22 protein-coding genes are annotated in these 25,064 nt (G+C 63.2%); 12 read left to right on the top strand and 10 right to left on the bottom strand.

What is annotated here, in order from left to right; genetic code table 11:
* Positions 1–5: 5 nt before the first annotated feature.
* The 4 genes from gcvH to P6U30_RS14040 all read left to right on the top strand — a co-directional run bounded on the left by gcvH (position 6) and on the right by P6U30_RS14040 (position 4,981).
* A complete protein-coding gene (gene gcvH, locus P6U30_RS14055) occupies positions 6–371 on the top strand; it encodes a glycine cleavage system protein GcvH (protein ID WP_407151639.1) in 366 nt (121 codons plus the stop codon).
* 184 nt (positions 372–555) lie between these two features.
* The gene (gene gcvP, locus P6U30_RS14050) at positions 556–3,429 is read left to right on the top strand and encodes an aminomethyl-transferring glycine dehydrogenase (protein WP_407169589.1); all 2,874 of its coding nucleotides are present in this window, start codon (positions 556–558) and stop codon (positions 3,427–3,429) included.
* A gap of 235 nt (positions 3,430–3,664) precedes the next feature.
* Positions 3,665–4,096 (top strand): acyl-CoA thioesterase, encoded by a 432-nt coding sequence (locus P6U30_RS14045; RefSeq protein ID WP_407169588.1) that lies wholly within the window; start codon positions 3,665–3,667, stop codon positions 4,094–4,096.
* 600 nt (positions 4,097–4,696) lie between these two features.
* Positions 4,697–4,981, top strand: a complete 285-nt coding sequence (locus P6U30_RS14040) for a hypothetical protein (protein ID WP_407169587.1) — start codon at positions 4,697–4,699, stop codon at positions 4,979–4,981.
* A 155-nt stretch (positions 4,982–5,136) separates the two neighbouring features.
* On the opposite strand, the gene P6U30_RS14035 is transcribed toward P6U30_RS14040, so the two are convergent.
* Both P6U30_RS14035 and recA read right to left on the bottom strand, forming a co-directional pair.
* Entirely contained in the window at positions 5,137–6,120 is a 984-nt protein-coding gene (locus tag P6U30_RS14035; RefSeq protein WP_407169586.1) for a hypothetical protein, read from the bottom strand.
* A gap of 100 nt (positions 6,121–6,220) precedes the next feature.
* Positions 6,221–7,306 carry a recombinase RecA gene (gene recA, locus P6U30_RS14030; RefSeq protein ID WP_280977055.1) on the bottom strand — a complete coding sequence of 362 codons (1,086 nt, stop codon included), beginning with the start codon at positions 7,304–7,306 and terminating at the stop codon, positions 6,221–6,223.
* Between the two features lie 982 nt (positions 7,307–8,288).
* On the opposite strand from recA, the gene P6U30_RS14025 reads away from it, so the two are divergent.
* Positions 8,289–8,498, top strand: a complete 210-nt coding sequence (locus P6U30_RS14025; protein WP_407169585.1) for a hypothetical protein — start codon at positions 8,289–8,291, stop codon at positions 8,496–8,498.
* Between the two features lie 143 nt (positions 8,499–8,641).
* Here P6U30_RS14025 and P6U30_RS14020 read toward each other — a convergent pair whose 3' ends face one another.
* The 3 genes from P6U30_RS14020 to P6U30_RS14010 form a co-directional block, all read right to left on the bottom strand.
* Positions 8,642–8,872, bottom strand: a complete 231-nt coding sequence (locus P6U30_RS14020) for a hypothetical protein (protein WP_407151633.1) — start codon at positions 8,870–8,872, stop codon at positions 8,642–8,644.
* Positions 8,873–8,968: 96 nt separating this feature from the next.
* Positions 8,969–9,253, bottom strand: coding sequence for a hypothetical protein (locus P6U30_RS14015; RefSeq protein ID WP_407169584.1), 285 nt, complete (start codon positions 9,251–9,253; stop codon positions 8,969–8,971).
* An 86-nt stretch (positions 9,254–9,339) separates the two neighbouring features.
* The gene (locus P6U30_RS14010) at positions 9,340–9,471 is read right to left on the bottom strand and encodes a peptidylprolyl isomerase (RefSeq protein ID WP_407151631.1); all 132 of its coding nucleotides are present in this window, start codon (positions 9,469–9,471) and stop codon (positions 9,340–9,342) included.
* A gap of 166 nt (positions 9,472–9,637) precedes the next feature.
* On the opposite strand from P6U30_RS14010, the gene P6U30_RS14005 reads away from it, so the two are divergent.
* A complete protein-coding gene (locus P6U30_RS14005) occupies positions 9,638–11,113 on the top strand; it encodes an amidase (protein ID WP_407169583.1) in 1,476 nt (491 codons plus the stop codon).
* Positions 11,114–11,149: 36 nt separating this feature from the next.
* The gene (locus P6U30_RS14000; protein ID WP_407169582.1) at positions 11,150–11,614 is read left to right on the top strand and encodes a PaaI family thioesterase; all 465 of its coding nucleotides are present in this window, start codon (positions 11,150–11,152) and stop codon (positions 11,612–11,614) included.
* 17 nt (positions 11,615–11,631) lie between these two features.
* Here the strand turns inward: P6U30_RS14000 and P6U30_RS13995 are convergent, their stop codons facing one another.
* Together P6U30_RS13995 and P6U30_RS13990 are read right to left on the bottom strand one after the other, a co-directional pair.
* Positions 11,632–13,674: a pyrroloquinoline quinone-dependent dehydrogenase gene (locus P6U30_RS13995; RefSeq protein ID WP_407169581.1), complete on the bottom strand. Its 2,043-nt coding sequence runs from the start codon at positions 13,672–13,674 to the stop codon at positions 11,632–11,634.
* Positions 13,675–13,709: 35 nt separating this feature from the next.
* A complete protein-coding gene (locus P6U30_RS13990; protein ID WP_407169580.1) occupies positions 13,710–13,931 on the bottom strand; it encodes a hypothetical protein in 222 nt (73 codons plus the stop codon).
* A gap of 158 nt (positions 13,932–14,089) precedes the next feature.
* On the opposite strand from P6U30_RS13990, the gene P6U30_RS13985 reads away from it, so the two are divergent.
* On the top strand, positions 14,090–14,539 hold the full coding sequence (locus P6U30_RS13985; RefSeq protein ID WP_407169579.1) for a hypothetical protein: 450 nt from the start codon (positions 14,090–14,092) through the stop codon (positions 14,537–14,539).
* Between the two features lie 404 nt (positions 14,540–14,943).
* On the opposite strand, the gene P6U30_RS13980 is transcribed toward P6U30_RS13985, so the two are convergent.
* Together P6U30_RS13980 and P6U30_RS13975 are read right to left on the bottom strand one after the other, a co-directional pair.
* Positions 14,944–15,798, bottom strand: coding sequence for an SDR family NAD(P)-dependent oxidoreductase (locus tag P6U30_RS13980; protein ID WP_407169578.1), 855 nt, complete (start codon positions 15,796–15,798; stop codon positions 14,944–14,946).
* Between the two features lie 46 nt (positions 15,799–15,844).
* Positions 15,845–16,402, bottom strand: coding sequence for a GNAT family N-acetyltransferase (locus tag P6U30_RS13975; protein WP_407169577.1), 558 nt, complete (start codon positions 16,400–16,402; stop codon positions 15,845–15,847).
* Between the two features lie 407 nt (positions 16,403–16,809).
* Between P6U30_RS13975 and P6U30_RS13970 the strand changes: the two genes are divergently transcribed.
* Together P6U30_RS13970 and P6U30_RS13965 are read left to right on the top strand one after the other, a co-directional pair.
* Positions 16,810–20,064, top strand: a complete 3,255-nt coding sequence (locus tag P6U30_RS13970) for an AMP-binding protein (protein ID WP_407169576.1) — start codon at positions 16,810–16,812, stop codon at positions 20,062–20,064.
* A 163-nt stretch (positions 20,065–20,227) separates the two neighbouring features.
* Positions 20,228–20,449: a hypothetical protein gene (locus tag P6U30_RS13965; protein ID WP_407151621.1), complete on the top strand. Its 222-nt coding sequence runs from the start codon at positions 20,228–20,230 to the stop codon at positions 20,447–20,449.
* Positions 20,450–20,673: 224 nt separating this feature from the next.
* Here the strand turns inward: P6U30_RS13965 and P6U30_RS13960 are convergent, their stop codons facing one another.
* Entirely contained in the window at positions 20,674–21,528 is an 855-nt protein-coding gene (locus P6U30_RS13960) for a Bug family tripartite tricarboxylate transporter substrate binding protein (RefSeq protein ID WP_407169575.1), read from the bottom strand.
* Between the two features lie 315 nt (positions 21,529–21,843).
* On the opposite strand from P6U30_RS13960, the gene P6U30_RS13955 reads away from it, so the two are divergent.
* Together P6U30_RS13955 and P6U30_RS13950 are read left to right on the top strand one after the other, a co-directional pair.
* A complete protein-coding gene (locus tag P6U30_RS13955) occupies positions 21,844–23,598 on the top strand; it encodes an adenylate/guanylate cyclase domain-containing protein (RefSeq protein WP_407169574.1) in 1,755 nt (584 codons plus the stop codon).
* A 191-nt stretch (positions 23,599–23,789) separates the two neighbouring features.
* Complete coding sequence (locus tag P6U30_RS13950; protein ID WP_407169573.1) at positions 23,790–24,974, top strand: GNAT family N-acetyltransferase; 1,185 nt, start codon at positions 23,790–23,792, stop codon at positions 24,972–24,974.
* The last annotated feature ends 90 nt before the right edge of the window (positions 24,975–25,064 follow it).

Genomic DNA, 25,064 nt, shown 5'->3' with positions numbered 1-25,064 from the left:
CATCCATGACGACGCTCTACACCTCCGATCACGAGTGGCTCCGCATCGAGGGCGACGTCGCCACCGTCGGCATCACCGACTATGCGCAATCGCAGCTCGGCGACGTTGTGTTCGTCGAACTGCCCAAGGTCGGCCGCAGCCTGAAGAAGGCCGAGGCCGCCGCCGTCGTCGAATCGGTCAAGGCCGCATCCGACGTCTACGCGCCGATCACCGGCGAGGTCGTCGAGGTCAACGAGGCGCTCGCAGCCGACCCCGCGCTGGTCAACTCGGACGCCGGCGGCAAGGCCTGGTTCTTCAAGCTGAAGATTGCCGACAAGAGCGAGCTCGACGGCCTGATGGACGAGGCCGCCTACGCCGCGCACACCGCCTGAGTGAATGAGTGAATGAACCGATTTTTCAACCGCACACTCGCTGTCGTCGCCCGGCCTTGTGCGCAATTGCGCACTGGACCGGGCGACCCAGTACGCCGCAGCGCTTCAGCTTCATCACTGATGTCCCGGCGTACTGGATACCCCGCTTTCGCGGGGTATGACGGCGAATAATGAGGATCAGCCCATGAACGCGCCCTTCAAGCCGAGCAACGAAGCCGCCACCGATTTCGTGCGCCGTCACATCGGCCCATTGCCCCGCGATATCGACGCGATGCTGGAAACGGTCGGCGCCCAGAGCCTGCAAGCGCTGATGAGCGAGACGCTGCCGCCGTCGATCCGGCAAAAGGCGCCGCTCAATCTCGGGCGTGCGCTGAGCGAGCCCGAGGCGCTGGCGCATATGAGCGAGCTCGCCGCGCAGAACCAGACCTTCACCTCGCTGATCGGCCAAGGCTATTCCGGCACCATTCTGCCCACCGTGATCCAGCGCAACATCCTGGAGAATCCGGCCTGGTATACGGCGTACACGCCGTATCAGCCGGAGATCAGTCAGGGCCGGCTCGAAGCGTTGTTCAACTTCCAGACCATGGTCTGCGATCTTACCGGGCTCGATGTCGCCAACGCCTCGCTGCTCGACGAAGCGACCGCGGCGGCGGAAGCGATGGCGCTCGCCGAGCGCCACTCGCAGGTGAAGGCGAAGGCCTTCTTCGTCGACAAGGATGTGCATCCGCAGACGCTAGCGGTGATGCGCACGCGCGCCGCCCCGTTGGGCTGGGCCCTGATCGTCGGCGATCCCCTGACCGAGCTCGACAAGGCCGACGTCATCGGCGCGCTGCTGCAATATCCCGGCACGTCGGGTGCAGTGCGCGACCTCAGGCCCGCGATCGCATCGCTGCGCGCGAAGGGCGCGCTCTCGATCATCGCAGCCGACCTGCTGTCGCTGAGCTTGCTCGCCTCGCCCGGCGAACTCGGCGCCGACATCGCGGTCGGCTCGGCGCAGCGCTTCGGCGTGCCGATGGGCTATGGCGGGCCGCACGCCGCCTACATGGCGGTGCGTGATACGCTGAAGCGCTCACTGCCCGGCCGCATCGTCGGCCTGTCGGTGGATTCGCGCGGATTGCCTGCCTACCGGCTCGCGCTGCAGACCCGCGAGCAGCACATCCGCCGCGAGAAGGCGACCTCCAACATCTGCACCGCGCAGGTGCTGCTTGCGGTCATCGCCTCGATGTATGCGGTCTATCACGGCCCCGAAGGCCTGATGCACATCGCGCGGTCGGTGCATCGCCGCGCCACGGTGCTCGCCGCGGGCCTGCGCAAGCTCGGCTTCGCGCCGGATAGCGAGGCGTTCTTCGATACCCTTACCGTTGAGGTCGGCGCGAAGCAGAGCGAGCTGGTCGCCCGCGCGCTCGCGGAGCGGATCAATCTGCGCATCGGCGAGACCACGCTCGGCATCGCCGTCGACGAAACCACGACGCCCGAGACCGTCGAAGCCGTGTGGCGCGTGTTCGGCGGCAAGCTCAACTATGCCGATATCGAGGCCGGCGCGCGCGAGGCGCTGCCGAAGGATCTGAAGCGCACCAGTGCCTTCCTCACCCATCCGGTGTTCAACACCCATCGCTCGGAGACCGAGCTCTTGCGCTATATGCGCAAGCTTGCCGACCGTGACCTCGCGCTGGATCGCGCGATGATCCCGCTCGGCTCGTGCACGATGAAGCTCAACGCCACCACGGAGATGATCCCGCTGACCTGGCCGGCATTCGGCAATCTGCATCCGTTCGCGCCGGCGGACCAGGCCAAGGGCTATCACGCGCTGTTCAAGCGGCTGGAAAAGTGGCTGTGCGACATCACGGGCTATGATGCGGTCTCGCTGCAGCCGAACTCCGGCGCGCAGGGTGAATATGCCGGACTTCTCGCAATCCGGGGTTATCACCTCGCTCGCGGTGAGCCGCACCGCAAGGTCTGCCTGATCCCCTCCTCGGCGCACGGCACCAATCCGGCGTCGGCGGCGATGGTCGGCATGGATGTCGTGGTGGTCGCGTGCGATGCGCGCGGCGACGTCGATGTCAACGACCTCCGCGCCAAGGCCGAGAAGCACGCGAACAACCTTGCCGCTGTGATGATCACCTATCCCTCGACCCATGGCGTGTTCGAGGAGCATATCAGCGAGATCTGCGACATCGTTCACGCGCATGGCGGACAAGTCTATCTCGACGGCGCCAACATGAACGCGCAGGTCGGGCTCTCCCGGCCCGGCGATTACGGCGCCGATGTCAGCCATCTCAACCTGCACAAGACCTTCTGCATCCCGCATGGCGGCGGCGGGCCCGGCATGGGCCCGATCGGCGTGAAGGCGCATCTGGCGTCCTATCTGCCCGGTCACCCCGCGACCGATGGCGCCGTAACGCATCCGGTTGGCCCGGTCTCGGCCGCGCCGTTCGGCTCGGCGTCGATCCTGACGATCTCCTACATCTACATCCTGATGATGGGCGGCGAAGGCCTGACGCGGGCGACCGAGATCGCGATCCTCAACGCGAACTACATTGCCGCACGGCTGCAGCCCCACTTCCCGGTGCTGTATCGCAATGCGCGCGGCCGCGTCGCGCATGAGTGCATCGTCGACCCGCGGCCGCTGAAGACGAGCGCCGGCGTCACCGTCGACGACATCGCCAAGCGGCTGATCGACTACGGCTTCCATGCGCCGACCATGAGCTTCCCGGTCGCGGGCACGCTGATGATCGAGCCGACGGAATCGGAGTCGAAGATCGAGATCGATCGCTTCTGCGACGCCATGATCGCGATCCGCAACGAGATCGCCGAGATCGAGAATGGGCGCTTCAAGGTCGAAGCCTCGCCGTTGCGTAACGCACCCCACACCGTCCACGACATCGCGGACGATGCCTGGAACAGGGCCTACGCCCGCGCCGAGGGCTGCTTCCCAGACGGAGTATCGCGATCCGACAAATACTGGAGCCCGGTCGGCCGCGTCGACAACGTCTACGGCGATCGCAATCTGGTGTGCTCGTGCCCGCCGGTCGAGGATTACGCGCAGGCCGCTGAATAAGGGGCGGCTGTTGTAGGATGGGTAGAGCCAACGGGGCCGCGCGCTGCGCGGACCCGTTGGCTCTACCCATCCTACGGTCTAGAACTGTTGCGTCTCTGACGCGTGATTCACTCGGTGTCATTTCGGAGCTCGCGACGCGAGAATCCGGAATCTGCATCCACGACTTCTGGATTCCGGGTTCGACTTGGTCGCCCCCCGGAATGACGGAACGGTCCGGCGCAAGGAAGGAGGCTTCATGCGCGAGCAATTCTGGTTTCATTTCCCGTTTCGCGTCCGCTATTCCGAGGTCGACGCGCAGGCCGTGGTGTTCAATGCCCACTATCTGACCTACTTCGACACCGCCATCACCGAATATTTTCGCGCGCTCGGCTACGATTACCTCGGTGAGGTGGCGAGGACCGGCATCGATTTTCACACGGTGCGCTCCGTGGTCGAGTACAAGGCACCGATCCGGTTCGACGAGGACATCGACGTCTGCGTGCGAGTCGCGCGGATCGGCCGCTCCTCGATCAATCTTGCACTCGCAATCTTCGCCAAGGGCTCGGACGATCTTCGCGCCACCGGCGAGATCGTCTGGGTTGCGACCGACCAGAAGACCCATCAATCGGTCGCGGTGACGGAGGATCTGCGGGCGCTGGTTGCAAGCCGGGAGAAGACGCTGGCATAGGGACGAGCAACGCCTGCCGGCGTCGTGCAAACAAGCATTACGGTGCGACCAGAGTGCGGCTACCCAGCGCCACAGCCGCTCGTTGGTCAACTCCGTACCGCCCCACCAGCGATTGACGGGGTTGTACTGGCTGAAATCCAACGCGTGCTTCAGCACCTCTTCGCCGAAGTCGGTCATCGTCAGACGACTCTGCAGGAAGCACTCCCAGCGAGCCTTCGCATCGCCAGGCCTTTCCATTTCCGGTGGAAAGCCCGCGACAACCGGCGTCCGGCAGTACGCCAGACGATCCAGGATCGATTCGGCTTCCTGAGAATCAAAAACTCCGCGCTCGTCGCAGACATCGGAGACAAGTCGAGCCGGCACCTCCCACCCCTCGGACAAGAGCTCGAGCATCCGGTACTCGGTCGCGCCGAGGCCGGTTATCTGGTGAGGAAGCTCTTCGAGGAGCGCAATGAGCGCCGGTCGCAGCCGCGGCAACGCCGTCAAATCCTCCATCAGCAGGTCGAAACAAGACTCCGGTGTGGACGCGCAATAGGCATTCCAGGCACGGCTGGCTAGCCTCAGACGATCGTCCGTGACCGCAAGCTTTGGCAATCGCCATTGCGCCAGATTCACGCCACCGTGGCTTGCCACGTCGGCGTCGGTCTGGACCAGCGCCACCTTCGACAGAATGTTTTGGTGCGGACGCAGGACGTCGAGCAGCCAGATCAGGACAAGCTGGTCGTTCGCCCCAGGATCAGCCCACAGCTCGATGCTGTCACAGCGTTCGCAGAGTTCGAGCAGGCCGAGGTTCTTGCCGCCCACCGCTGCGACATATTTCGCACTGGTGAAGTCGAGCCAGTGCGCACCGACCTCGTGATGTTCGGCCGAACGCGCTTGCAGTGACGTCTCAAGCTCGGCCTGAGATGGCAACCGTCCCCAAACGAAGCGAGGCTTGAATCCGATGACGATATCAGCCCGTCCCGCCTGCCGGAGCAGAGTGCCTGCAGGATCGCTCGTCGTCAGAATCAGACTTGTCATCCTTGAAGCTCCGTGACGTGCTAGGTCTTCGTCAAGGCCGGGCTCCAGCGCCACAGGTTGTCGTTGGTGAGGTGGGTGCCGCCCCACCAACGATCGATCGGGTTGTAACTGCTGAAGTCTTCCTCGTGAGCGAGGACAGCCTTGCCAAATTCTGTCAGCGACAATCGGCTTCGCCGGTAGGCCTCCATCCGATTTCGCAAATTCTCCGGGGCGATGACGCGCAGCTCATCGTCGAGCCCTGCTATCGCCGGCTGAGGTCCGTGCGCGAGACCTTGGAGCAGCGTGCCGACCTCCATGTCAGTGAGCACGCCGCGCTGGCGAAAGCCACGAAGATAGAACAACGCATTTGTGCGCGTAAGACCTGCCGCGATCAGCTCAAGCAGCCGCATCTCGGTCGCGCCAAGTCCAGATGTGCTCCACGGCAGCTCTTGGAGCAGATCCAGCAGCGCCGGCCTCAGCAAAGGAAACGCACTCAGGTCGCGATGCACCACATCGAAACAGGCCTCCGGAGTTGTCGTCCGGTACGCCTGCCAGCACATGCTTGCCGTCTCGATGTCCGCTGGTCGGACGTTGACAAGCGGCACCTTGTCCCACTCACCCCATGTCTCGTGCGTCGTCATCAGGCCGAAAGCGACCAAGCGTAATTTCAGCTTGGCCGCCGTCGCTGGATAAGCCCGGAAATGGTCGAGCAACCAAATCAGTTGCAGTTGATCGTTTGGATCCGGATCGAACCAAAGCTCGATCGTCTCGTAAGGGTCGCAAAACTCGATCAATGCGAGATCCCGACGCGACTTGGCTTCCTGAGGCCACCGGCCCCGCAGGCTCCAGTGCGACCAATGTTCGACCGGATCCTGGTCCGAGCGCAATCCGAAGTAGACCTCAAGCTCTTTCGGTGACGGCAGCGGCCCGCCAACGAACCGAAAGAAAGATATAATGCCGACCTCGGCAAGCCCCGAACGAATGAGGCTGCTGCCGGACGAACTGGTCATGATCAAGCGCTTCATCGGCCATTCACTCAGCACAAAACGAAACGGGCACCGAAGACGTCGGCAACTCAACGTCCTCAGCGCCCGCTTGCAGCGAAATCATTCCAGTCTTTGCCGCTTACTCTCCCGGCTCTTCGCCGTCGGCGTCGCGCTCGGGCGTGCCGGCGAGGATCTGCTCGGCGATCAGGCCGGAGTTCTGACGGATTGCGGTTTCGATCTTGGCGGTGATGTCCGGGTTGGAGCGCAGGAAGGCCTTGGCGTTCTCGCGTCCTTGCCCGAGCCGCTGGCTGTCATAGGAGAACCAGGCGCCGGATTTCTCGACGAGGCCGGCCTTGACGCCGAGGTCGAGGATCTCGCCCATCTTGGAGACGCCCTCGCCGTACATGATGTCGAACTCGACCTGCTTGAAGGGCGGCGCCAGCTTGTTCTTCACCACCTTGACGCGGGTGGTGTTGCCGACGACCTCGTCGCGCTCCTTGATCGCGCCAATGCGGCGGATGTCGAGGCGGACCGAGGCGTAAAACTTCAGCGCATTGCCGCCCGTGGTGGTCTCGGGCGAGCCGTACATCACACCGATCTTCATGCGGATCTGGTTGATGAAGATCACCATGGTATTGGACTTGTTGATCGAGGCGGTGAGCTTGCGCAGCGCCTGGCTCATCAGACGGGCCTGCAGGCCCGGCAGCGCATCGCCCATCTCGCCCTCGAGCTCGGCCTTCGGCACCAGGGCCGCGACTGAATCGATCACCAGCACGTCGACCGCACCGGAGCGTACCAACGTGTCGGCGATCTCCAGCGCCTGCTCACCGGTGTCCGGCTGCGAGATCAGGAGCTCGTCGATGTTGACGCCAAGCTTGCGCGCATAGACCGGATCGAGCGCGTGTTCGGCGTCGATGAAGGCGCAGATGCCGCCCTTCTTCTGGCCTTCCGCTACCGTATGCAGCGCCAGCGTGGTCTTGCCCGATGATTCCGGCCCGTAGATCTCGACGATGCGGCCCTTCGGCAAACCGCCCACGCCGAGCGCGATATCGAGCCCGAGCGACCCAGACGACACCGTCTCGACATCCATCGAGCGGTCGTTCTTGCCGAGCTTCATCACCGAGCCCTTGCCGAACTGGCGCTCGATCTGGGAGAGCGCGGCTGAGAGGGCCTTGGACTTGTCCATGGAGGATCCTTCGACGATACGCAGTGCAGTGGCGGACATTTGGGATGTGCTCCTTATGGCGGGGATTCGCTAGCGGGACAAACGGGCGACGAGATCAGACAGAACGCGTTGTTGATGGTTTCGTACCACGTTTGTTCTATGTTCGCAATATGTTCTTTCCGGTGCGCGGGTGCAGGCCCGTTCTAGCTGCGGCGGCCGAGGCGATTCTGCCAATGGTCTTAATTGCTTAGACTGCGATCTCAGTAGGACTACCGAGATATCAATGCGGGTTCCAGGCAGACTAATTTTTATGTGGCGAAAAGCGTCCGCATCGCGCCCGGCAGCCGAGCCGCCTGGGATCAACGGTTCGAATGGACAAAAGAGTAAGGGCTGCTTCCGTAGTTCTCCGGCCGTGAACAAGGTTCCAAGACCGACCTGAACATTCGGCGAGCATGTGAAGGCCGCGACCGGGCCCTTCGACCCCCGCAATCATACGGAGTCCAAACACATGAACCTTTATAGCGGTTCGTACAGACCCATGTGGGCCAGGATTTTGCAGCAACCTTCCTGGGGCTAGAGCCGACGCCGCTCGCATGCATTTCAAGCGGGCGGCGTTGCGTTTCGCGAGGCGCGCAGTTGTCCCGGCGCATGTGGCGGCGGCACAAAGCTCCCACACCGCGGGCAGCGCATCAGCCGGCAGGAGGACGACATCGCGGCCCGTTGTTCTCCCAGGAAGAAAGTTTCTTGCCACAAATCGGGCCTGCCTTCCATTATTTGAATGAGACGTTTAGGGGAGCTATTCGCCCCTCCTCGGACCTCTGATCGAAGCACCTGAACCGTATTTGCACGTACTACCTTGGTACTCTCCTGAGTGCCGAAAAAAGTCCGTAGCCTTCGGGCGAGCGCGCCGGTTCCGTCGATCTTCCTCCGCAACAAGAAACCAAATACGACTTGGGGACGACATCTCACTGCCGCTTAAAGAGCTTTGTTTATTGATACAACTTTTAGTTTATCACGCCTTCGATTTCCGCAGAGCTCATCAATGATCCACAAGGGCATCGAATTCAGCGTCACCGAGGTCGCGGCCGGCGTCTGGACATGGCGATTCCAGCTCGGCGACCGGATCTTCACCGGCAGGACCGAGACAAATCTGGACTTATTGGCGATCCGCCGCGTGCAGTTGCGGATTGATCGCGAGCTGAAGAAGGCCGGGCAGGATCAGCCGCCGCGCGGACGCGACAATGCGGATTGAACCATGATTGTCACGGCATCTTCGGAGCTAGCGATCCAGGGCGCCCGCACATTTTCGATTCTCGGTGAATCGCTGCCGAAGCTGCAGATTCCTGTCTCGACGCGTGTTCGCACCAACCGGCGTCCACATCGCTTGAGAACGTCCTAGTCCGCGCTCGCAAGCCGCCGCATCGTGAACTCGATGTCGCCACCGGGCAGTTCACGCCAGCTTTCGACGGCGCTCATATAGGCGGCCTTCGGGTAGCGCGCGAGGAAGTCGCGCGCCCGCAACCGAGCCTCATCGCGTGGCAGGGTGAAGGTCTCGCGCACATAGCCGTCATGCGCCTTCCGCCGTTCGGCCATTCGGCTGGCGAGATCGCGCGGGCGAAAAGCCATCGTCGTAACTCCGAACCATCTAACGACCCTCCCAATATAAGGACGGCGCCGATGGAATCCGAGTCCGCGAGACGATTGCGGTAGAGGGGTCGTAGGCTACTGGCTGCGCTGCGCCGCGCTGCCGGTCTTGGCCTTCGGCTTGGCGGGATGGGCGGCCGCCTTGGGTGCATCGCTGCGCACCGCACCCCACGGATCGGATGACGTCTTGGCGTCTGGAATCTTGCTGAGCGAGTCCCTGTAGGCCTTCTCGTTGACCGCGTCCTGGTCCTTCTCTTCCTGGGTCTTGCTCTTGAGCTCAGGCATCAGGTTGATGTTCGGCATCTGCGCATAGGCCGGCGCCGACAGCAGCACCGCGACCGCAACCGCGCACAAAACTCGCATAAGAACGCTCCCTCGCATTGTCGCCAGCGGTATATCACCGCGAAAAAGGCGCCGCCAAGCGCGCCTGCGGCGGACCTCTCACGAGCTTAGAGATTGTCCGACTTGCAGGATTTCGGTGACTGCGCCCAGTCATCCCAGATCGGTCCGCACTTGGTGCAGCCGTTAAGCGCAAGCCCGATCGCAATCACGCTGCCAAGCATCACCAATCTGCGGAACATGAGCGGCCCCATCCCCTGACGGCAGCAATAGGCCTCAAAACTGGGGCATTTTCAAGCCACGGGACGTCGCGCCCTGCCCTGCGCCGCCGCCACACCGGACGGACGGTTTGACCCAGCGCACGCTCAATTTACAGTGCGAAACAAAGTAGAATAAGGAATCGACAGCATGACTTTGGCGATGAGCTGGGACGAATGGGCGCAGCACGACGGAACGGCGCTCGCGGCCTGCGTCAGGACAGGCGCGCTGTCGCCCCGCGAATTGGCCGCCCAGGCTGCCGCCGCCGTCGCCAAGGTCGATCCCGCGCTCAACGGCGTGGTCGAGCTGTTCGAGGACGCGATCGCCGATCCCGCGCGCGACGGCACCGATCTCGATGGCCCGTTCGCCGGCCTGCCCTTCCTGATGAAGGATCTCGGCCCGACGCTGAAGGGCCGCCTGCAGGAAATGGGCTCGCTGATGATGCGCGGCAATCGCGCCACAGAGGACACCTTCCTGACGTCGAAGCTGCGCGAGGCCGGCCTCAACCTGATCGGCCGCACCACCACGCCGGAGTTCGGCGTGTGCAGCTCGGCCGAGAACCCCGCGGTCTATGTCACGCGCAATCCCTGGAACACCGATTACACCACCTGCGGCTCGTCGGCCGGCAGCGCGGCGATGGTCGCCGCCGGCGCCGTCCCGATCGCGCATGCGACCGACGGCGGCGGATCGATCCGGATTCCGGCCGGCGTGAACGGCAATATCGGCCTGAAGGTCTCGCGCGGCGTGTTCTCGCTGGCGCCGCATCTGTCCGATCTCTCCGGGCTGGTCTCGATCCAGGGCTGCCAGTCGCGCTCGGTGCGCGACACCGCGGCCTTTGTCGATGCCTGCCGCGGCCCTAGCCCGGGCGAGTTCATGCCGTTCTGGACACCGCCCGAACCCTACACCACCACCATCACCCGCGATCCGGCACGGCTCAAGATCGCGCTGTCGCACCAATGGGGCGACTTTCGCGCCACGCCGCATATCACGGCCGAGCTCGAGCGGGTCGGACGCTTTCTCGAAGGCCTCGGCCATCACGTCGACCACGCCTTGCCGTCGGTCGATTACCGGGAGGCCTTCGCCGCGCAGACGACCTGCTACATCAGTAATTTCGCCGTCGTGATCAGCAACATGCTCGCTGCGCGCGGCCTGCAGCGGCCGCCGGCTGATCTGATCGAGCCGATCAACATCCGGATCTGGGAGCACGGCCGGCACACCAGTTTTGCCGATCGCGCCCGGATGCAAGCCGTCTTCAACACGACGTCGCGCGGCTTCGGCGCGTTCTTCGAGGATTGGGACATCATCCTGACGCCGGTCACGGCACTACCGACGCCCAAAATCGGTACGACCGAATATCTCACGATCAGCAACAATCCGTCGGTGCTGGACTGGTTCGGCAATCTCTGGCGCAACTTCGCCTTCACGCCGCTCGCCAATCTCTGCGGCATCCCCGCGATCTCGCTGCCGCTCGCCACCAACGAGCATGGCCTGCCGCTCGGTATCCAGGCGATCGCGAAGCAGGCCAATGACGGGCTGTTGTTGCAGCTCGCCGCCCAGATCGAACGGGCGATCGACGGCAAGTGGAATCGCGGCGAGACCCCGCGCGTGCATGTGACGCGCGACTAGAACGAGACAATCATTCGGGAGAGGAAACGGATCATCATGCAGCAGCAAGCCGGAGAGTTCGGGATCGACGATGCGCGGCGCGTGCTCGGCGACGTGTTTGCGCCGTGGGTGCAGGATCTCAACCTGTCGATCGAGCAATTCGACTTCGCGCCGCCTTCGGCCAATGCCGCCGACTGGCAGCCCGGCGCGGTGCTGCGCATGCCGTTCTCCGAACGGCTGTGCCGCAGCGGCGGCATCGTCTGCGGTCAGGCGCTGATGGCGTTTGCCGACACCGCGATGGTGCTGGCCAACCTCGCCGCCAACAAGGCCTACCGCCCGATGACGACGGTCGACCAGACCACCCATTTCATGCGCGCGGTGACCGCGTCCGACGTGCTCGCCGACGCGCGCGTGGTCAGGCTCGGCCGCACCATGAGCTTCGGCCGCGTCACGCTGCTCTCGGCCACCGACAACAAGCCGGTGGCCATGGTGTCAAGCGCATTCGCGATGCTGCCGGGCTAGCAGAGCGGCGCGCGAGGTCATGCGCCCGACCTCGGCTGCGCGGCGCTTGCGCGACGCCTTCGCCGCCAGCGCCACAGCAGCGTGACGAGTACGATCAGCACGACAACAGCCGCGGCCGCATTCGCCGCAAATCGCCCGCCCGGGCGATCGATCATCCGCGACCACAGCGAAGGCCCTTCGCCCTGGCGCGGCAGACGGAACGCCACCACGCTGTCGCCGATCGAGGTGCCGCCTTCGGAATGGCCGCCGGCGCCGATCGCGACATATTGCTCGCCCTTCCAAAGGTAGGTCATGGGATTGGCGACACCGGGCACCGGAAGACGGCCCTGCCACAGCTCCTCGCCTGACCTCGCATCGAACGCGCGCAGATAGGCGTCCATCGCGCCGGTGAAGACCAGCCCACCCCCGGTGATCACGACACCGCTCACCAGCGGCGTGCCCCAGTGGAATGCGAGGCCGAGCGGCGCGAGATCCTCGCTGGTGCCGACCGTCGAGTGCCACAGGATCTTGCCGGCCTTGAGGTCGACCGCCACCATCTCGCCCCATGGCGGCTTGTTGCAGAGCAGGCCGAGCGGCGACATCGCAACCGCCCGCGACATTGCAAACGGCGTCCCTTCCTGCCGGCCGAAGTCATGGCCCGGCGGCGGATTGAAGCCCTTGGCCTCTTCGCGCGGGATCAGCTTGACGATTTGCACCGCATGGCTGGTGTTGGCGTACAGAATTTGATGGATGGGATCGAACGCCGCGCCGCCCCAGTTCACGCCGCCGCCGGTCATCGGATAGACCACGGTGCCTTGCGTCGATGGCGGGGTGTAGAGGCCCTCGTTGCGAGATTCGGCGAGCAGCTTCTCGCAGGCGCCGCCAACACCCGGCACCAGGCTGAAGGCATCGGCGGCGGAGATGTGCTGAGACAGCAGCGGCGGCACGTGGGTCGGAAACGGCTGCGTCGGCGACAGCCGCTCGCCCTCCGCGCCGCCTTGCGGCACCGCGCGCTCCTCGACCGGCCAGACCGGCTTGCCGGTGTCGCGGTCGAGCACGAACACAAAGCCCTGCTTGGTCGGCTCGATCACGACATCGCGCATCACCTCGCCGGTGTCGATCCGCGCCAGCGTCGGCTGCGCCGGCAGGTCGTAGTCCCAGACGTCGTGATGAACGGTTTGGAACGCCCATGCCAGCTCACCGGTCTCGATCTTCAGCGCCACCACCGAGTCGGCGTGCTCGTCGTTGCCCGGACGCTTGCCGCCCCAGAAATCGGGACTGGGCGACGTCGTCGGCAGGAAGACGAGGCCGCGCGCCTCGTCCACCGACATCGGCGCCCAGACATTGCTGTGGCCGGCGGCAATCCCGTCATGCACCAGCGGATCAAAGCTCCAGCGCGGCCGTCCGGTGCGCGCGTCATAGGCACGCACCGCGCCGACCGGCGCATCGACCCTTCGGTTGTCCGCGATCGCCGATCCCACCACGACCACACCGCGCCCGGTCACTGGGGCCGACGTGATCTGGAATTCGCCGGGCCATTGCAGCGTCATCCCGGCGTCAATGGCAATCGCGCCGCCGTTCCCGAAATCGGCGCACGGCTTGCCGGTCCTGGCGTCGAGCGCGATCAGGCGCACGTCGTTGGTGCCGGTGAAGATCCGCGACCGGCAGGCCGCGCCCTCAGGTGCACGGTCGTCGATCCAATAAGCGACGCCGCGGCAGACGAAACGGTTGGCCGGCCGCTGCGCGATGCTGATCTTGGGATCGAAGCGCCATTTCTGCGCCCCGGTGCCGGGATCGAGCGCAATCACTTCGTTGAACGGCGTGCAGAAGATCACGCTGTCCTCGACGAACAGCGGCGTCGCCTCGAACTTGGTGCGCTTCATGACATCGCGCGGCCGGGTCTCGAGATCGCCGGTGCGAAACTCCCAGGCGCGCACGAGGCCGCCGACATTGTCAGGCGTGACCTGCGCCAGCGGCGAGAACCGCGTGCCGCCGGCGTCGCCGCCCCAATGCTCCCAGCCCAGCGCGGGTGGCGCAACGAGCAGCAGCAGCGCTGCAAGCAGGCGAAACAGCGATCGCATCGCACCCAGAGGCCGACGGCGGAGCCGGAACGGAATCACTTCGGCTTCTTGCTTGCATCGGCCGGCTTGGTGATCCCCCACGGATCGTATTTCTCCTTGGGCTCGGGAATCCGATCGAGCGCGGCCTTGTAGGCCTTCTCGTCAATCTGCGGCTTCTTTTCGGTCGCCTTGTCCGGCTGCTGTCCCCGCCGGCCCTGCGCCAACGCGGGCGTCGCGATCAGCGCAACAATGACGGCAGCCATCGTGAAACTCTTCATGTCAACCCCTCCCCCTCCGCCGCAGAAACATCCGGCAACACCGGGACCGCAAGAATAGCTTGCCCATCGACATTTGTTGATCGACAAAGCGCGCCTTGTGGCACGATTCAGGCCTTCAGGGGGGCGCAATCTGGGCAGCCGCACATTAAGTGACTTGCATGGGACAGGGACGACTTTCCATTGCGGCGCTGCTGGCCGGCGCCGCCTTGATCTTGAGCGGCTGCGGACTGGCGGACAGCCACGCGGTGTGGCCCGATTTCTTGAAGGCGAAGGCCTCCGATCCGCCGCCGCTCGAAGCACCGCCGGACATCAAGCAACTGGTCGGCGCGAAGCTCGATTCGGTGTTCGCCGCAGGCTCGCAGCCGACCCATGTCCGGGTCTCGGCGCCGCTGCACGATCCGCGCGGTCCCGGCTGGACCGCCTGCGTGCGCGCCGAGCTGACCTCGGTGATCGGCAAGCCGCTCGGCACCCAGACCTACCGCATCTTCATCGATGGCGGCACAATCCAGGATCGCCGGCTCGTGGACGCCGATGACAACTGCGTCGTCGAAAATTACGAACCGATCAAGGACTCCGCTCCGATGGAAGCGCGAAATCCCAAATCCTAAGCGCTACTGCGGCCGCGGGCTGCCGATGACGGCAAACATGATTCCGCCTTCTCGCGACGTGATTTGTCCGAGTTGTCGGATCAACGTGCCAATGCGGCGGCCCGAGGATCTTGCGAGATATGCGGAAGGCCTGCGACGCAGCCGGATTACCGGAATAGTTCACTGGCAAGCTAAGTTTTTGAGTATCCTGCCGTCGTTACGACGATAGGCGAGAACTTCCGCTTATGGCCCGTAGCTGACTCTCAGTTTGACCCTCGGTCCGTCATCTCGTCGGGGGGTGGAGCGGACATCACTCAATTCGAGCGTCGTTGACCGCATTGATCCAGAGCAAACATGGCGTGGCTGCCGGCAAAATCGGCTCGGCGCCACGGCCACACAAAACCAACGATCAGGCTGGCCTGCACTCATCGTTTTGGGTCGCGCCCGCGGATATTGTCGAAGCCTTGCTTGATTGCGGCGAAGCGCGCTTCGATCATCGGCTCAAATTCGAGGTCGGTGAAGATATAGGGCCAGTTCTTTTCGACGCCTTCGCGGACGAGTTCACCGACATAGATGGGATCGATGCCCTGAGAGACGCGTTCCCGGATCAGATTGATCTGCTCGGCAACTGGGCCCGAAGTCGGCAAGGCACGGACCGCCCCCTCGAAGCGCTTGGGGAGGTTGCGCCTTGAGTTCACGATTTGAGTGCGGATGAACCCGGGGCACAGCACCGATACGCCAATCCCGCGGGGCTCGAGTTCGCGCCGCAGGCCCTCGGACAGCGCGACAACGCCATACTTCGAAACGTTGTATGCCGTGCTCGTCCCTGAAATAAGGCCAGCGATCGAGGCTGTGGAGACGATGTGTCCGCCCTCGCCATGCTGCTCTATCAACGGCCCGAAAATCTCGATCCCCCAAATGGTCGCCATCAGGTTGACGCTTAGGGTCCAATTCCATGACGCTTCGGTCCAGGTGCCATAGGGCCCACCGCCACTGACGCCCGCGTTGTTGACGAGGATATGCACCTTGCCGTAACGCGCAGTCGTGGCTTCTGCCGCCGCAGCGAGTTCGGCTTTGAGTGAAACGTCTGCTTTCACGCCGTCGACATCGACGTTGGTGAGCCTCAGTTGCTTGAGCGCCGCAGACAGAGCCTCTTCTTCAATATCGCAAAGCATGACTTTCGCGCCCGCCTGGGCCAAAGCGGTCGCGATCCCCAGTCCAATGCCCGACGCTGCACCGGTTACGAACGCGGTCTTTCCAGCGAGTTCTTTCACGCGCATTCTCCTCCCGCAAGCCGACTACCCAAAACATGCAGCGTACCATGCCTCACCCGTTGCGAGGAAGTCGGGCGAAGACACAACTGTCTCGAAGAGCTCCCTGCGGAGTACGGCAATCGTTCTTGAGAACGCCCTCCAAGGCGAAGCCAGCCCGCTCTGCCACCGCCCGCGATCGCAGGTTCTTGGCATCACAGCGGATTTCGACCCGCACAAGACCTAGAGACCAAGCAAGCTCGGTCAGTGCCAATACAGCTTCAGTGATGTAGCCGTGCCCGACCTTATTGGTGGCACACCAGTAGCCGATCTCGCCTCGTGGCACCGTCCAGTCAAACCGGAACAGCGAGCAATTCCCGATGAAAGTGTTGGTGCGCTTGTCAAAAAGCGAAAAAGTAAAATCGGAGCGATCCTCGAAGGCGGTCTCGTTCCGGTCGATCCGCTCCATGGTCTCTTCGATGGTGGGCTGTGCTCCTTGCGCCCAATCCATCCAACGTGACAGTTCGGTCCAGCTCGCAACGACGGCGGCATTCACCGCCCGCGCATCGTCAGCTCCGGCTCGACGAAGATACAGGCGCTCGGTTGTCAAACTGCGCGAAACAGGGAATTTCACATCCGAGCTCAAATTTGTAGGCCTTCCGGAAGAGTGCGAGCTCCGCAATGCTACTGGTGAGCCGCCAAACCACAAGGGCATTGCTCGCCGAACGAGCATGTCCCATAGCTAACCCCCTTTGACCATCGGCACGTCGATTAGCCGGCGATGACCGGAGTTCGGCCGCCATCGCAGCCTTGCCCCGAAACGGTCGCCAGCCATGCCGGACAGCGGCTCGACATACTGCTATAAGCGCTGAGCGTTTTAGGCTGCCGTCAGTACGGACGACTTGCCTCAGCGCCGCCGAGCCTGCGGTCGATGGCCCGACGACGCTATCCGCGTAGTCTCGCCGTTCGATGTCTTTGATGATTCTGGGAAATGACTTCAACAGCGCACGATACGGAGCGACATTGACGTAGGGGGCGGCGTTGTCGAATATTGTCAAGGAGTTGCAGAACGGTATCGCACGTAAGAGCGCCGGCAGACGCCCCTTTCCGTGCATTCGCGATCTCCTCGTCGCCCACGCGGAAAATGCGCCGGAGCGCCACGCCATTCTGGCTCCCGCACGCCTGCCGATGACGTATCGCGCGCTGTGGATGCAGGCCAACGAAGTGGTTTTCGGCTTGCGGACCATCGGCGTGCGCCGAACCGACAGGGTCGCGGTGGTGTTGCCGGACGGGCCCGAGGCTGCGGTGGCGATGATCGCGGTTGCAGCGGGCGCGGTTTGTGTGCCGCTCAACCCGGGCTTCACCTGTGATGAATACCAGCGTTATTTCGGCGAATTGCACCTCGCCGCGCTCCTGACGCACGCCGGCCTGAATTCGGCCTGCCGACGCGCCGCCCGCATCCAGGGCGTGCCCGTGATCGATGTGTCGATGCGACCCAACGAGGGGGCCGGCGCGTTCAGAATTGTCGATGTGTCGTCGCAGCGCCTTGCCGACGACGCGTTTGCCTCCAGCGCGGACGACGCGTTCATCCTGATGACATCAGGCAGCACGTCGCGGCCCAAGACGGTGCCCCTGACCCATGCCAGCGTCTGTCTGTCGGCCGACAATGTCGGCGCCGCCCTGGAGCTTGAGGCCCGCGACCGACTGCTGAACGTGCTGCCACTCTTTCATGGGCATGGCTTGATCTCGGGACTTCTGGCCGCGCTAGCAGCAGGCTCCAGCGTCGTCTGTCCACCCGGCTTCGATGCAACGGCGTTCTTCGGTTGGCTGACCGAGTTTCGACCAACCTGGTACACAGCGGTACCGGCCATCCATCGCGCGATATTGGCGGCGGCGGATCCCAACAGGCAGGCTGCGCGGCGGTCGTCCTTGCGGCTCGTTCGGTCGGCTTCGACGTCTCTGTCGTCGGATGTGCTCGACGGACTGGAAGCGTTGTTTGCCGTTCCCGTTATCGACACCTACGGCATGACCGAGGCCGCCACCCAGATCGCTGCAAATCCCCTGCAACGGCAAAAGCGCGGTTCAGTCGGCCGGCCGGCCGGCCCCGAGATCGCGATACTGGACCGTGGCGGTCGACGCTTGCCATCCGGCAAACGTGGCGAGATCGCGCTGCGGGGTCCGACCATAACCAGGGGATACGACAATGATGCGGTCGCTACCGCGTCCGCATTTCAGGATGGCTGGTTCCGGACCGGCGACCTCGGATACCTGGACGCCGACGGTTATCTCTTCATCGTCGGTCGTATCAAGGAGATCATCCACAAGGGCGGGCAGAAGGTTGCGCCCGCCGAAGTCGAGGGTGCCTTGCTGAGCCACCCGGCTGTGATCGAAGCCGCTGTTTTCCCTGTCCCTCACGAGCGACTGGGCGCGGATGTCGCCGCCGCGATCGTGCTGCGTCAGGACGCAAAGCTGAGTGCACAAACTCTGCGAGACTTTGCTCGGGAGCGCCTGGCCGGCTTCAAGGTCCCCGGCCTCATCCTGATTGTGCCGGAGATCCCGAAAGGGGCCGGAGGGAAGATCAAGCGCAGCGAACTTGCGGCCGGCTTTTCAAAGCATCGACCACTCCAGGACGGCGGCAAGGGAGTTGCGCCCCGCTCAGAGTTGGAGCTTGAACTGGCAGGTCTCTGGAAGGACATCCTGGATGTCGACCAAGTCAGCGTTGACCGGGACGTCTTCGCGCTCGGGGTCGATTCACTTGCCATGACCCAGATGATTTTGCGTGTGGAAGAGCGCCTCGGCATCACCCTATCGTTCGAGGATATCTTCAATGCGCCGACCGTTGCGGCTCTCGCGCTTCGCGTTGAATCAGCCCAAGCGAGCGCCGGCTCGTTGGCGCGCCCGCACGATCCGCCAACGGAGATGACGCGCGCTGACGGAGATAACACACAGGCGTTGTCCATCGTGCAGGAGCGCATGCTGCGCATCGAGCGAAAGCTGCCCGGCCTGCCCCAGTTCAACCTGCCGTTCGCCTATCGACTGCAGGGCCCACTCAACATCCCCGTGATCGAGCGGAGCCTTGCCGAGGTCGTGCGTCGGCACGACATGCTGCGCACGGTGTTTGTCTGGCAGGATGAGGTTGCCCGCGCTCACGTCGTGCCGGACGTCGATGTCAGGTCAATCCTGACCGTGAAGGACTATGCAGCCCCAGCGCATACCGGTGATGCCCGGGCCAAGGAGCTCCTGCTGGCAAAGGCGAAGTTGGAAGCCGAGCGCTGCTCGCTGGCGCCGATTGACATGAACCGGGCGCCACTGTTGCGGGCCTATATCTTCCGGCTCGATACCAGCGATCATGTTTTGCTTCTGGTCATGCACGATATCATCATCGATGGCTGGTCGATGGCGATCTTCCTGGAGGAGCTTTTGCAGATCTATGCCGCTTCGCTTGCCGGTACGAAGGCGGAGCTGCCCGAACCATCGCTTCAGTTTGCCGACTTCGCTCGCTGGCAGCGGGTGTGGTCCGGCACCGGGGACGCAAACAGACAGTTCGCTTATTGGAAGCAGCGCCTCGACAAGGCGTCACCTCCGTTTGCGGCGCCAAAAAGCAGCATTGGTCGCGAATTGAGCTCGCGCGTGACCCAGGAACCATTTCAAATATCGAACCATCTGGTGACTCAGCTCAGCGCCATGAGCCGCGACCGGGGCGCAACTCTGTTCATGAGCTTACTCGCCGGCTTCAAAACCCTGCTGCTGCTCCGGAGCGAGAGCAGCGACATTTGTGTAGCGACCTTGATGGCCAATCGGTCTCGCCGCAGGACAGAGCGCGTGATCGGTCCGTTCGCGAACACAACGATCATCCGCACCCAACTTGATGCGGACCTGACCTTCAGCGAAGCGCTGAACTGCGTGCGCAAGTCCGTCTTGGAGGCTTACGCCAGACAAGACCTTCCGTTCGATATCATTGCCAGCCGGCTGGCGGACGAAACCGGCTTGTGCCCGGCATCGCTCGTGCAGGTTTATTTCGTTCTCCAGATTGCGTTCCGCCGAGCGCTCCAACTAGCCGATCTGACGGTTCGGCCGTTCGGCTACCAGGAAGAACGCTCTGCCATGCCGATCGATCGCGGCTGGCTGTCGATCACCCTCAAAGACACCCCGTCGGGGATGACCGGCATATGCGGGCGCAAGGATGAGTTGTTCGAGCCCAACACTGTCCAGAATTGGGTTGCCGATTACACGGCAATCCTGGCCAACGCGGCCGCAAACCCCAACGCGCAGCTCGGCCGATTGATTGATCCTTGAAACGGTCAGATCAGTCGAACGAGACCGGTGAAAAGAAGTGCAACGCCTTGTGCCGGTGCCCTGCCATGCGCGAGGTCGCCCAAATTTCGTCCGATCCGAGTATCATCCAGCTTGATTATCCACCAGAAATTGCGGACAATTCAGCGGCGTATTGGACAAGGGATTGATCAAATCTAGTTTTTGCCACGTGGAGGCGGCGATGTGTAGATTTGCAGTGGATCTCATTGACTTCGAAGAATTGACCGCGGCGCAAAAGAAAGCACTGCTGAAGGATTTGCAGAAGCGCAGGGATGCTCTGCAAGCGCAGCTTCAGGATGTCAATGAATCGCTGAAGGGCGTCAACCAGGCGCTCAAGACGGTTCAAAAAGTATCAAAGGGCCGTTAGCGCCCGAGCCGCCAGCGCCTGGCCAGGCTGCAATCTGATCTTCGTGCTTCATCCGTGCAGGGGCTCCGTGATCGGAGCTCGAGGCAGCCGCCAAACGTGGGCTTGCCGAATGCGGAACACGGCGGAGCGCCCGACTTAAGGGTACGCAAAGTCGGCGCTGCTCCGCGCCGCAGGGCGTGGAAGCCGTTGGTCACGTGATGGGCCGGCCAACGCTGCAGGCGGTCTCAGGGTTGAATTCCGAGTGTCTTGAGGATTGGCACCCACTGGGCGTAATCCTTCTCATGCATCGCGCGTGCCTCAGCACCGGATCGCCATGCATGCTTGAATCCGACATTTTGCAGTTTCTCCTGAGAACGTTGCGACGCTTGCCGGAAAATCTCGGAGAGTCGGGCAACGTCCTCCACTGACGTTCCCGGCGGCGCGAAGATGCCGACCCATCCTTCCGTCTCGATCCCGCTGCCGGTCTGCGCAAGAACGCGAAGCGAATCCTGGAACGGGAGGAAGTCCGGAAAAGGAACGATCGCGACCGCGACGTGCCCGCCGAGGACACTGAGGATCGCCGGCGCCGACCCCTGATAGGGCACGTGCACCATCGGCACACCGTAGTCGTTGAAAAGCTTTGTACCGATGAGGTGGGGAATGCTCCCGGCGCCTGCGGTGGCGACCGTGCGATATTTCTCCTCGCGCGAGGCTTGCTCCATGTATTCCGCAAGATGCGCGGCAGCGTCCTTTCGGGTGACAGCAACGTATGGGAAGGTCGCCAAAATCCCGATGGGCACGAGCCCGCTTTGCGGAGACGTTTTGAGCGACGACGTGGAGGACATGAACAGGAGCGTCTGAGTCCCCTTTTGCCGAAGCACCCAATCCGCCGCGATCGCCCCTCCCGCGCCCGGTCGATTTTCCACGATCGTCGGGCTTCGCGTCACCTGCTCTGCTGCGTCAGCAATGATTCTGGCTGCGGTTGAAGAGGTCCCCCCTGCCGCAAACCCCACGACCAAGGTCATTTGCCCATCGTTCGGCCGTGCGGGACTGGAGAGCATCACAAGCGCGGCGAGAAATAGCGGCGTGAATCTCGTCATGCACTGGCCCCTTTTCGACGAGTATCGCAATCCCCAGAAACAACTGGACCACGCGCCCTTCAACGGTACAACCTCCGAACGACTGCCATCTGACCGGCTACGTGCTTTCCGTCACACTGCGGAAGCGCCCGTCTGTGCGACAATTGCACGCGGTTCGCCATCAAAACAGGCAGAATTCGATACCGAGACCGATCTCGCCGCTCGGATGCCGGCTGGCGCGGCCCGAAGGACAGCAGTGTTAGGGGCCCGATAGACACCTCCAGCGTCTGACAATAGACTTTGATTAAAGATCGGATCGGATCAGGGCGAGCTTTTATGGCCCGTGTGGAACGGCGACTGAGTGCTATTTTCGTAGCGGATGTGGCTGGCTACAGCCGCCTCATGGGTGCTGACGAGGAGGATACGCACGCCCGGCTCAACGAACATCTGTCCGCGCTGCTCCATCCCGAAATCAAAAAGCACGGCGGGCGGCTGATCAGAAGCGCCGGAGACGGAATGCTGGTGGAGTTTGCCAGCGTGGTCAGCGCGATGCGATGCGCCATCGCGATACAGCGTGGCATGATCATCCGAAACGCCGACGTGCGAATTGAGAAGCGGATCGAGTTCCGCATCGGCATCAATGCCGGCGACATCATTATCGAAGGCGGCGATATCTTCGGGGACGGCGTCAATGTTGCCGCTCGGCTTGAAGCGCTTTGCGAGCCGGGCGGCATCTGCGTGTCGCAACGCGTGCGAGAAGATACGCATGACAAGGTTGACGTCGAATTCGAAGATAGCGGCGAGCATCAACTGAAGAATATTGCGCGACCGGTGCGGGTCTATCGCGTGTCGTTCGGCAATGCTACGGCGCGACCGACGCTTGCGCTTCCCGACAAGCCATCAGTCGCGGTCATGCCTTTCGAGAACATGAGTCGCGATCCGGAGCAGGAATACTTTGCGGATGGGATCTCGGAAGACATCATCACCGAATTGTCCCGCTTCTCCGACCTGTTCGTGATCGCCCGCAATTCGAGCTTTCGATACAAGGGCAGAGCGGTCGATTTGCGTCAGGTGGGTCGAGAACTCGGCGTGCGCTATGTTCTGGAGGGCAGCGTTCGTCGGGGCAATGACCGGGTTCGAATCACGGCGCTGCTGATCGATGCTGCAAGCGGCGTCCACCGCTGGGCCGAGCGCTATGATCAGAAGTTGAAGGACGTATTTACGATCCAGGACGACGTTGCGCGGACGATCGCCGCAATCCTGGTCGCGCATGTCAACATGGCAGAAGCCGAACGCACCTTGCTCAAGCCGCCCGCAACCTGGCAGGCCTACGATCACTACATGCGCGCGGCTGCTGCCTGGATATCGTTCCAGTCCTCGTGGCAAATGTCGGAATTATTGAGGACACGGGGGCATCTTGCAGATTCGTTGGCCATCGACGCGAAATATGCCCGTTGCTATGCAATGCTGGCCAGCACTCACCGGGTGGCCTGGCTCAATCCGCTGAACGACGAATATTTGAGCCCGACGATCCTTGATCTCGCCATCAAATTGTCGCGGACGGCCATTGCGCTCAATCCGACCCTGCCGGAGGCCTATGCCGAATTGGGCTATAACATCATCCGGAAGCGTGACTTCGACGCGGCGACCGCCGCCGCCGAACGAGCGCTTGCGCTAAATCCCAATTTCGCGGATTACCGCCTTGCGCAAATATTCTACTCGGTGGGGGAGCCGGCCAGAGCCATTGCCATCGCCAAGCTGCAAATGCGCCTTGATCCATTCCATCCGCATTTTGCGCCATTGATGGCCGGCGTAGCCCATTACCACCTCAAAGAGTACCACGACGCCCAACATTGGTTGACTGAGGCGATTGGCCGCGCACCCAATCATCAGTATGGCCACGCCTTCCTGGCCGCGACATACGCTCAACTCGGACGAATGGAAGATGCGCGTGCAGAGGCAAGCGAGGTTCTGCGCCTGAATCCAAGATACAGCATCAACGGCACGCAGACGCACGTATCCATTCTCAAACGCGCCGAAGACCTCGAGCATCTGGTTGACGGGCTGCGAAAAGCCGGCCTTCCGCCATAGCCCTGGCGCATCCGCGAGACAGCAATCCGCCATCCACGCCCAAGCCCGGATCGACATGCTGAATACCCCGTTAAACTGACCGCTCAAATTGCCCGGCGGCCCCAACGGCATTGTCCATCTCTTTCCGCTAGCGTTGCCCCTGACGACCGCAGGCCAACCGGGAGAGGCCTTGCGCACGGGGAAACAGGGACATGGCCGATATCGCGCATCAGGCAGTGAGCCGCGGCGCATCGCGCAAGCGCGCTGCCAATGGGCAGAGCCTGCCGCTATTGTCCGCAGCTCCGATCGGCCAGTGGCGCGCCCTCGCCGACCGCGCGATCGAGGCCAACGGGTATTACCAGCCCGACTGGGAATTGGCGGTCGATGCCTCCGCGCGCGGCCGCACCGGCGCCAAGGTGCTCGGCGCCTTCAGCGACGCCGGCCGGTTGATCGGCCTCCTGCCGGTCATGCCGATGCGGCGGGTCTATCGAATCCCCCTGCCCGCCCTCGTCGGCGCCGAGCCTTACGGCACGCTCTGCACACCGTTGCTCGATCGCGATGCCGCGGAAGATGCCGCGGCTAAATTGCTGGGCCAGGCCCGCAGCGCGGGCGCGCATGCGCTGATCCTGCGCACGATGTCGCTGGAGGGGCCGGCCATGGCCGCGATCCGCGCGGCACTGGCGAGCGATGGGCTGCATCCGCGCCTGCTCAGCGGCTATCAGCGCGCCGCGCTCGATGCGACACGCGATGCCGACGAATTGCTGCGCGATGCGCTGGGCGCCAAGAAGCTGAAGGAGCTGCGGCGCCAACGCAACCGCCTCGCCGAGCACGGCGCGGTGCGCTTCGATGTCGCACGCACGCCGCGCGCCGTCGCGGCCGCGCTCGAGACGTTTCTTGCGTTGGAGGCCGGCGGCTGGAAGGGCAAGCGCGGCACCGCGCTCGGCCAGCATGCCGGCGACGCCGCATTCATCCGCCGCGCGACATCGGCGATGGCCGAAATCGGACGCTGCGAGATCGTTACGCTGCACGCGGGTGGCACGCCCGTCGCTGGTGGGATCGTGCTGCGGCATCAGGACCGCGCCTTCTTCTTCAAGATCGGCATCGACGAGCGCTTCGCGAAATGGTCGCCCGGCACGCAATTGACGCTCGACCTGACCCGGCACCTTTGCGCCGATCCCGCGATCTCCTCGGCCGACTCCACCGCCGCGCCCGGCCATCCCATGATCGATCCGATCTGGCGCGCGCGCTTCGCGATCGGCGATGTGCTCATTCCCTTACGACGCCGCGATCCGTTGGTCCCCGCCATCCACGCCGCGTTGACCGTGAACAACCTCGCCTACGACGCCGCGCGCGCCGCCATTCGCTTGATCCGCACCCGGCACAGCAAGTCCGGATAGACGTTCCCGACGACGGGCGCTGCGAAGCCACCCATCGCACGGCGGCGCGGAAGCAGGGATTGCTGGATAGACTCACAACCTGTCGGATGC

The sequence above is a fragment of the Bradyrhizobium sp. ORS 111 genome (genome assembly GCF_045571485.1).
Lineage (GTDB): Bacteria > Pseudomonadota > Alphaproteobacteria > Rhizobiales > Xanthobacteraceae > Bradyrhizobium.
Note: the sequence above shows the minus strand (reverse complement) of the source record. Positions and strands in the feature narration are given on the sequence as shown.

What these genes read in the sequence shown, in the direction of transcription:
- gcvH (WP_407151639.1), top strand. Translation starts at nt 6, where the DNA reads ATGACGACGCTCTACACCTCCGATCACGAGTGGCTCCGCATCGAGGGC.
- gcvP (WP_407169589.1), top strand. Translation starts at nt 556, where the DNA reads ATGAACGCGCCCTTCAAGCCGAGCAACGAAGCCGCCACCGATTTCGTG.
- P6U30_RS14045 (WP_407169588.1), top strand. Translation starts at nt 3,665, where the DNA reads ATGCGCGAGCAATTCTGGTTTCATTTCCCGTTTCGCGTCCGCTATTCC.
- P6U30_RS14035 (WP_407169586.1), bottom strand. Translation starts at nt 6,120, where the DNA reads ATGAAGCGCTTGATCATGACCAGTTCGTCCGGCAGCAGCCTCATTCGT.
- recA (WP_280977055.1), bottom strand. Translation starts at nt 7,306, where the DNA reads ATGTCCGCCACTGCACTGCGTATCGTCGAAGGATCCTCCATGGACAAG.
- P6U30_RS14025 (WP_407169585.1), top strand. Translation starts at nt 8,289, where the DNA reads ATGATCCACAAGGGCATCGAATTCAGCGTCACCGAGGTCGCGGCCGGC.
- P6U30_RS14020 (WP_407151633.1), bottom strand. Translation starts at nt 8,872, where the DNA reads ATGGCTTTTCGCCCGCGCGATCTCGCCAGCCGAATGGCCGAACGGCGG.
- P6U30_RS14015 (WP_407169584.1), bottom strand. Translation starts at nt 9,253, where the DNA reads ATGCGAGTTTTGTGCGCGGTTGCGGTCGCGGTGCTGCTGTCGGCGCCG.
- P6U30_RS14010 (WP_407151631.1), bottom strand. Translation starts at nt 9,471, where the DNA reads ATGTTCCGCAGATTGGTGATGCTTGGCAGCGTGATTGCGATCGGGCTT.
- P6U30_RS14005 (WP_407169583.1), top strand. Translation starts at nt 9,638, where the DNA reads ATGACTTTGGCGATGAGCTGGGACGAATGGGCGCAGCACGACGGAACG.
- P6U30_RS14000 (WP_407169582.1), top strand. Translation starts at nt 11,150, where the DNA reads ATGCAGCAGCAAGCCGGAGAGTTCGGGATCGACGATGCGCGGCGCGTG.
- P6U30_RS13995 (WP_407169581.1), bottom strand. Translation starts at nt 13,674, where the DNA reads ATGCGATCGCTGTTTCGCCTGCTTGCAGCGCTGCTGCTGCTCGTTGCG.
- P6U30_RS13990 (WP_407169580.1), bottom strand. Translation starts at nt 13,931, where the DNA reads ATGAAGAGTTTCACGATGGCTGCCGTCATTGTTGCGCTGATCGCGACG.
- P6U30_RS13985 (WP_407169579.1), top strand. Translation starts at nt 14,090, where the DNA reads ATGGGACAGGGACGACTTTCCATTGCGGCGCTGCTGGCCGGCGCCGCC.
- P6U30_RS13980 (WP_407169578.1), bottom strand. Translation starts at nt 15,798, where the DNA reads ATGCGCGTGAAAGAACTCGCTGGAAAGACCGCGTTCGTAACCGGTGCA.
- P6U30_RS13960 (WP_407169575.1), bottom strand. Translation starts at nt 21,528, where the DNA reads ATGACGAGATTCACGCCGCTATTTCTCGCCGCGCTTGTGATGCTCTCC.
- P6U30_RS13955 (WP_407169574.1), top strand. Translation starts at nt 21,844, where the DNA reads ATGGCCCGTGTGGAACGGCGACTGAGTGCTATTTTCGTAGCGGATGTG.
- P6U30_RS13950 (WP_407169573.1), top strand. Translation starts at nt 23,790, where the DNA reads ATGGCCGATATCGCGCATCAGGCAGTGAGCCGCGGCGCATCGCGCAAG.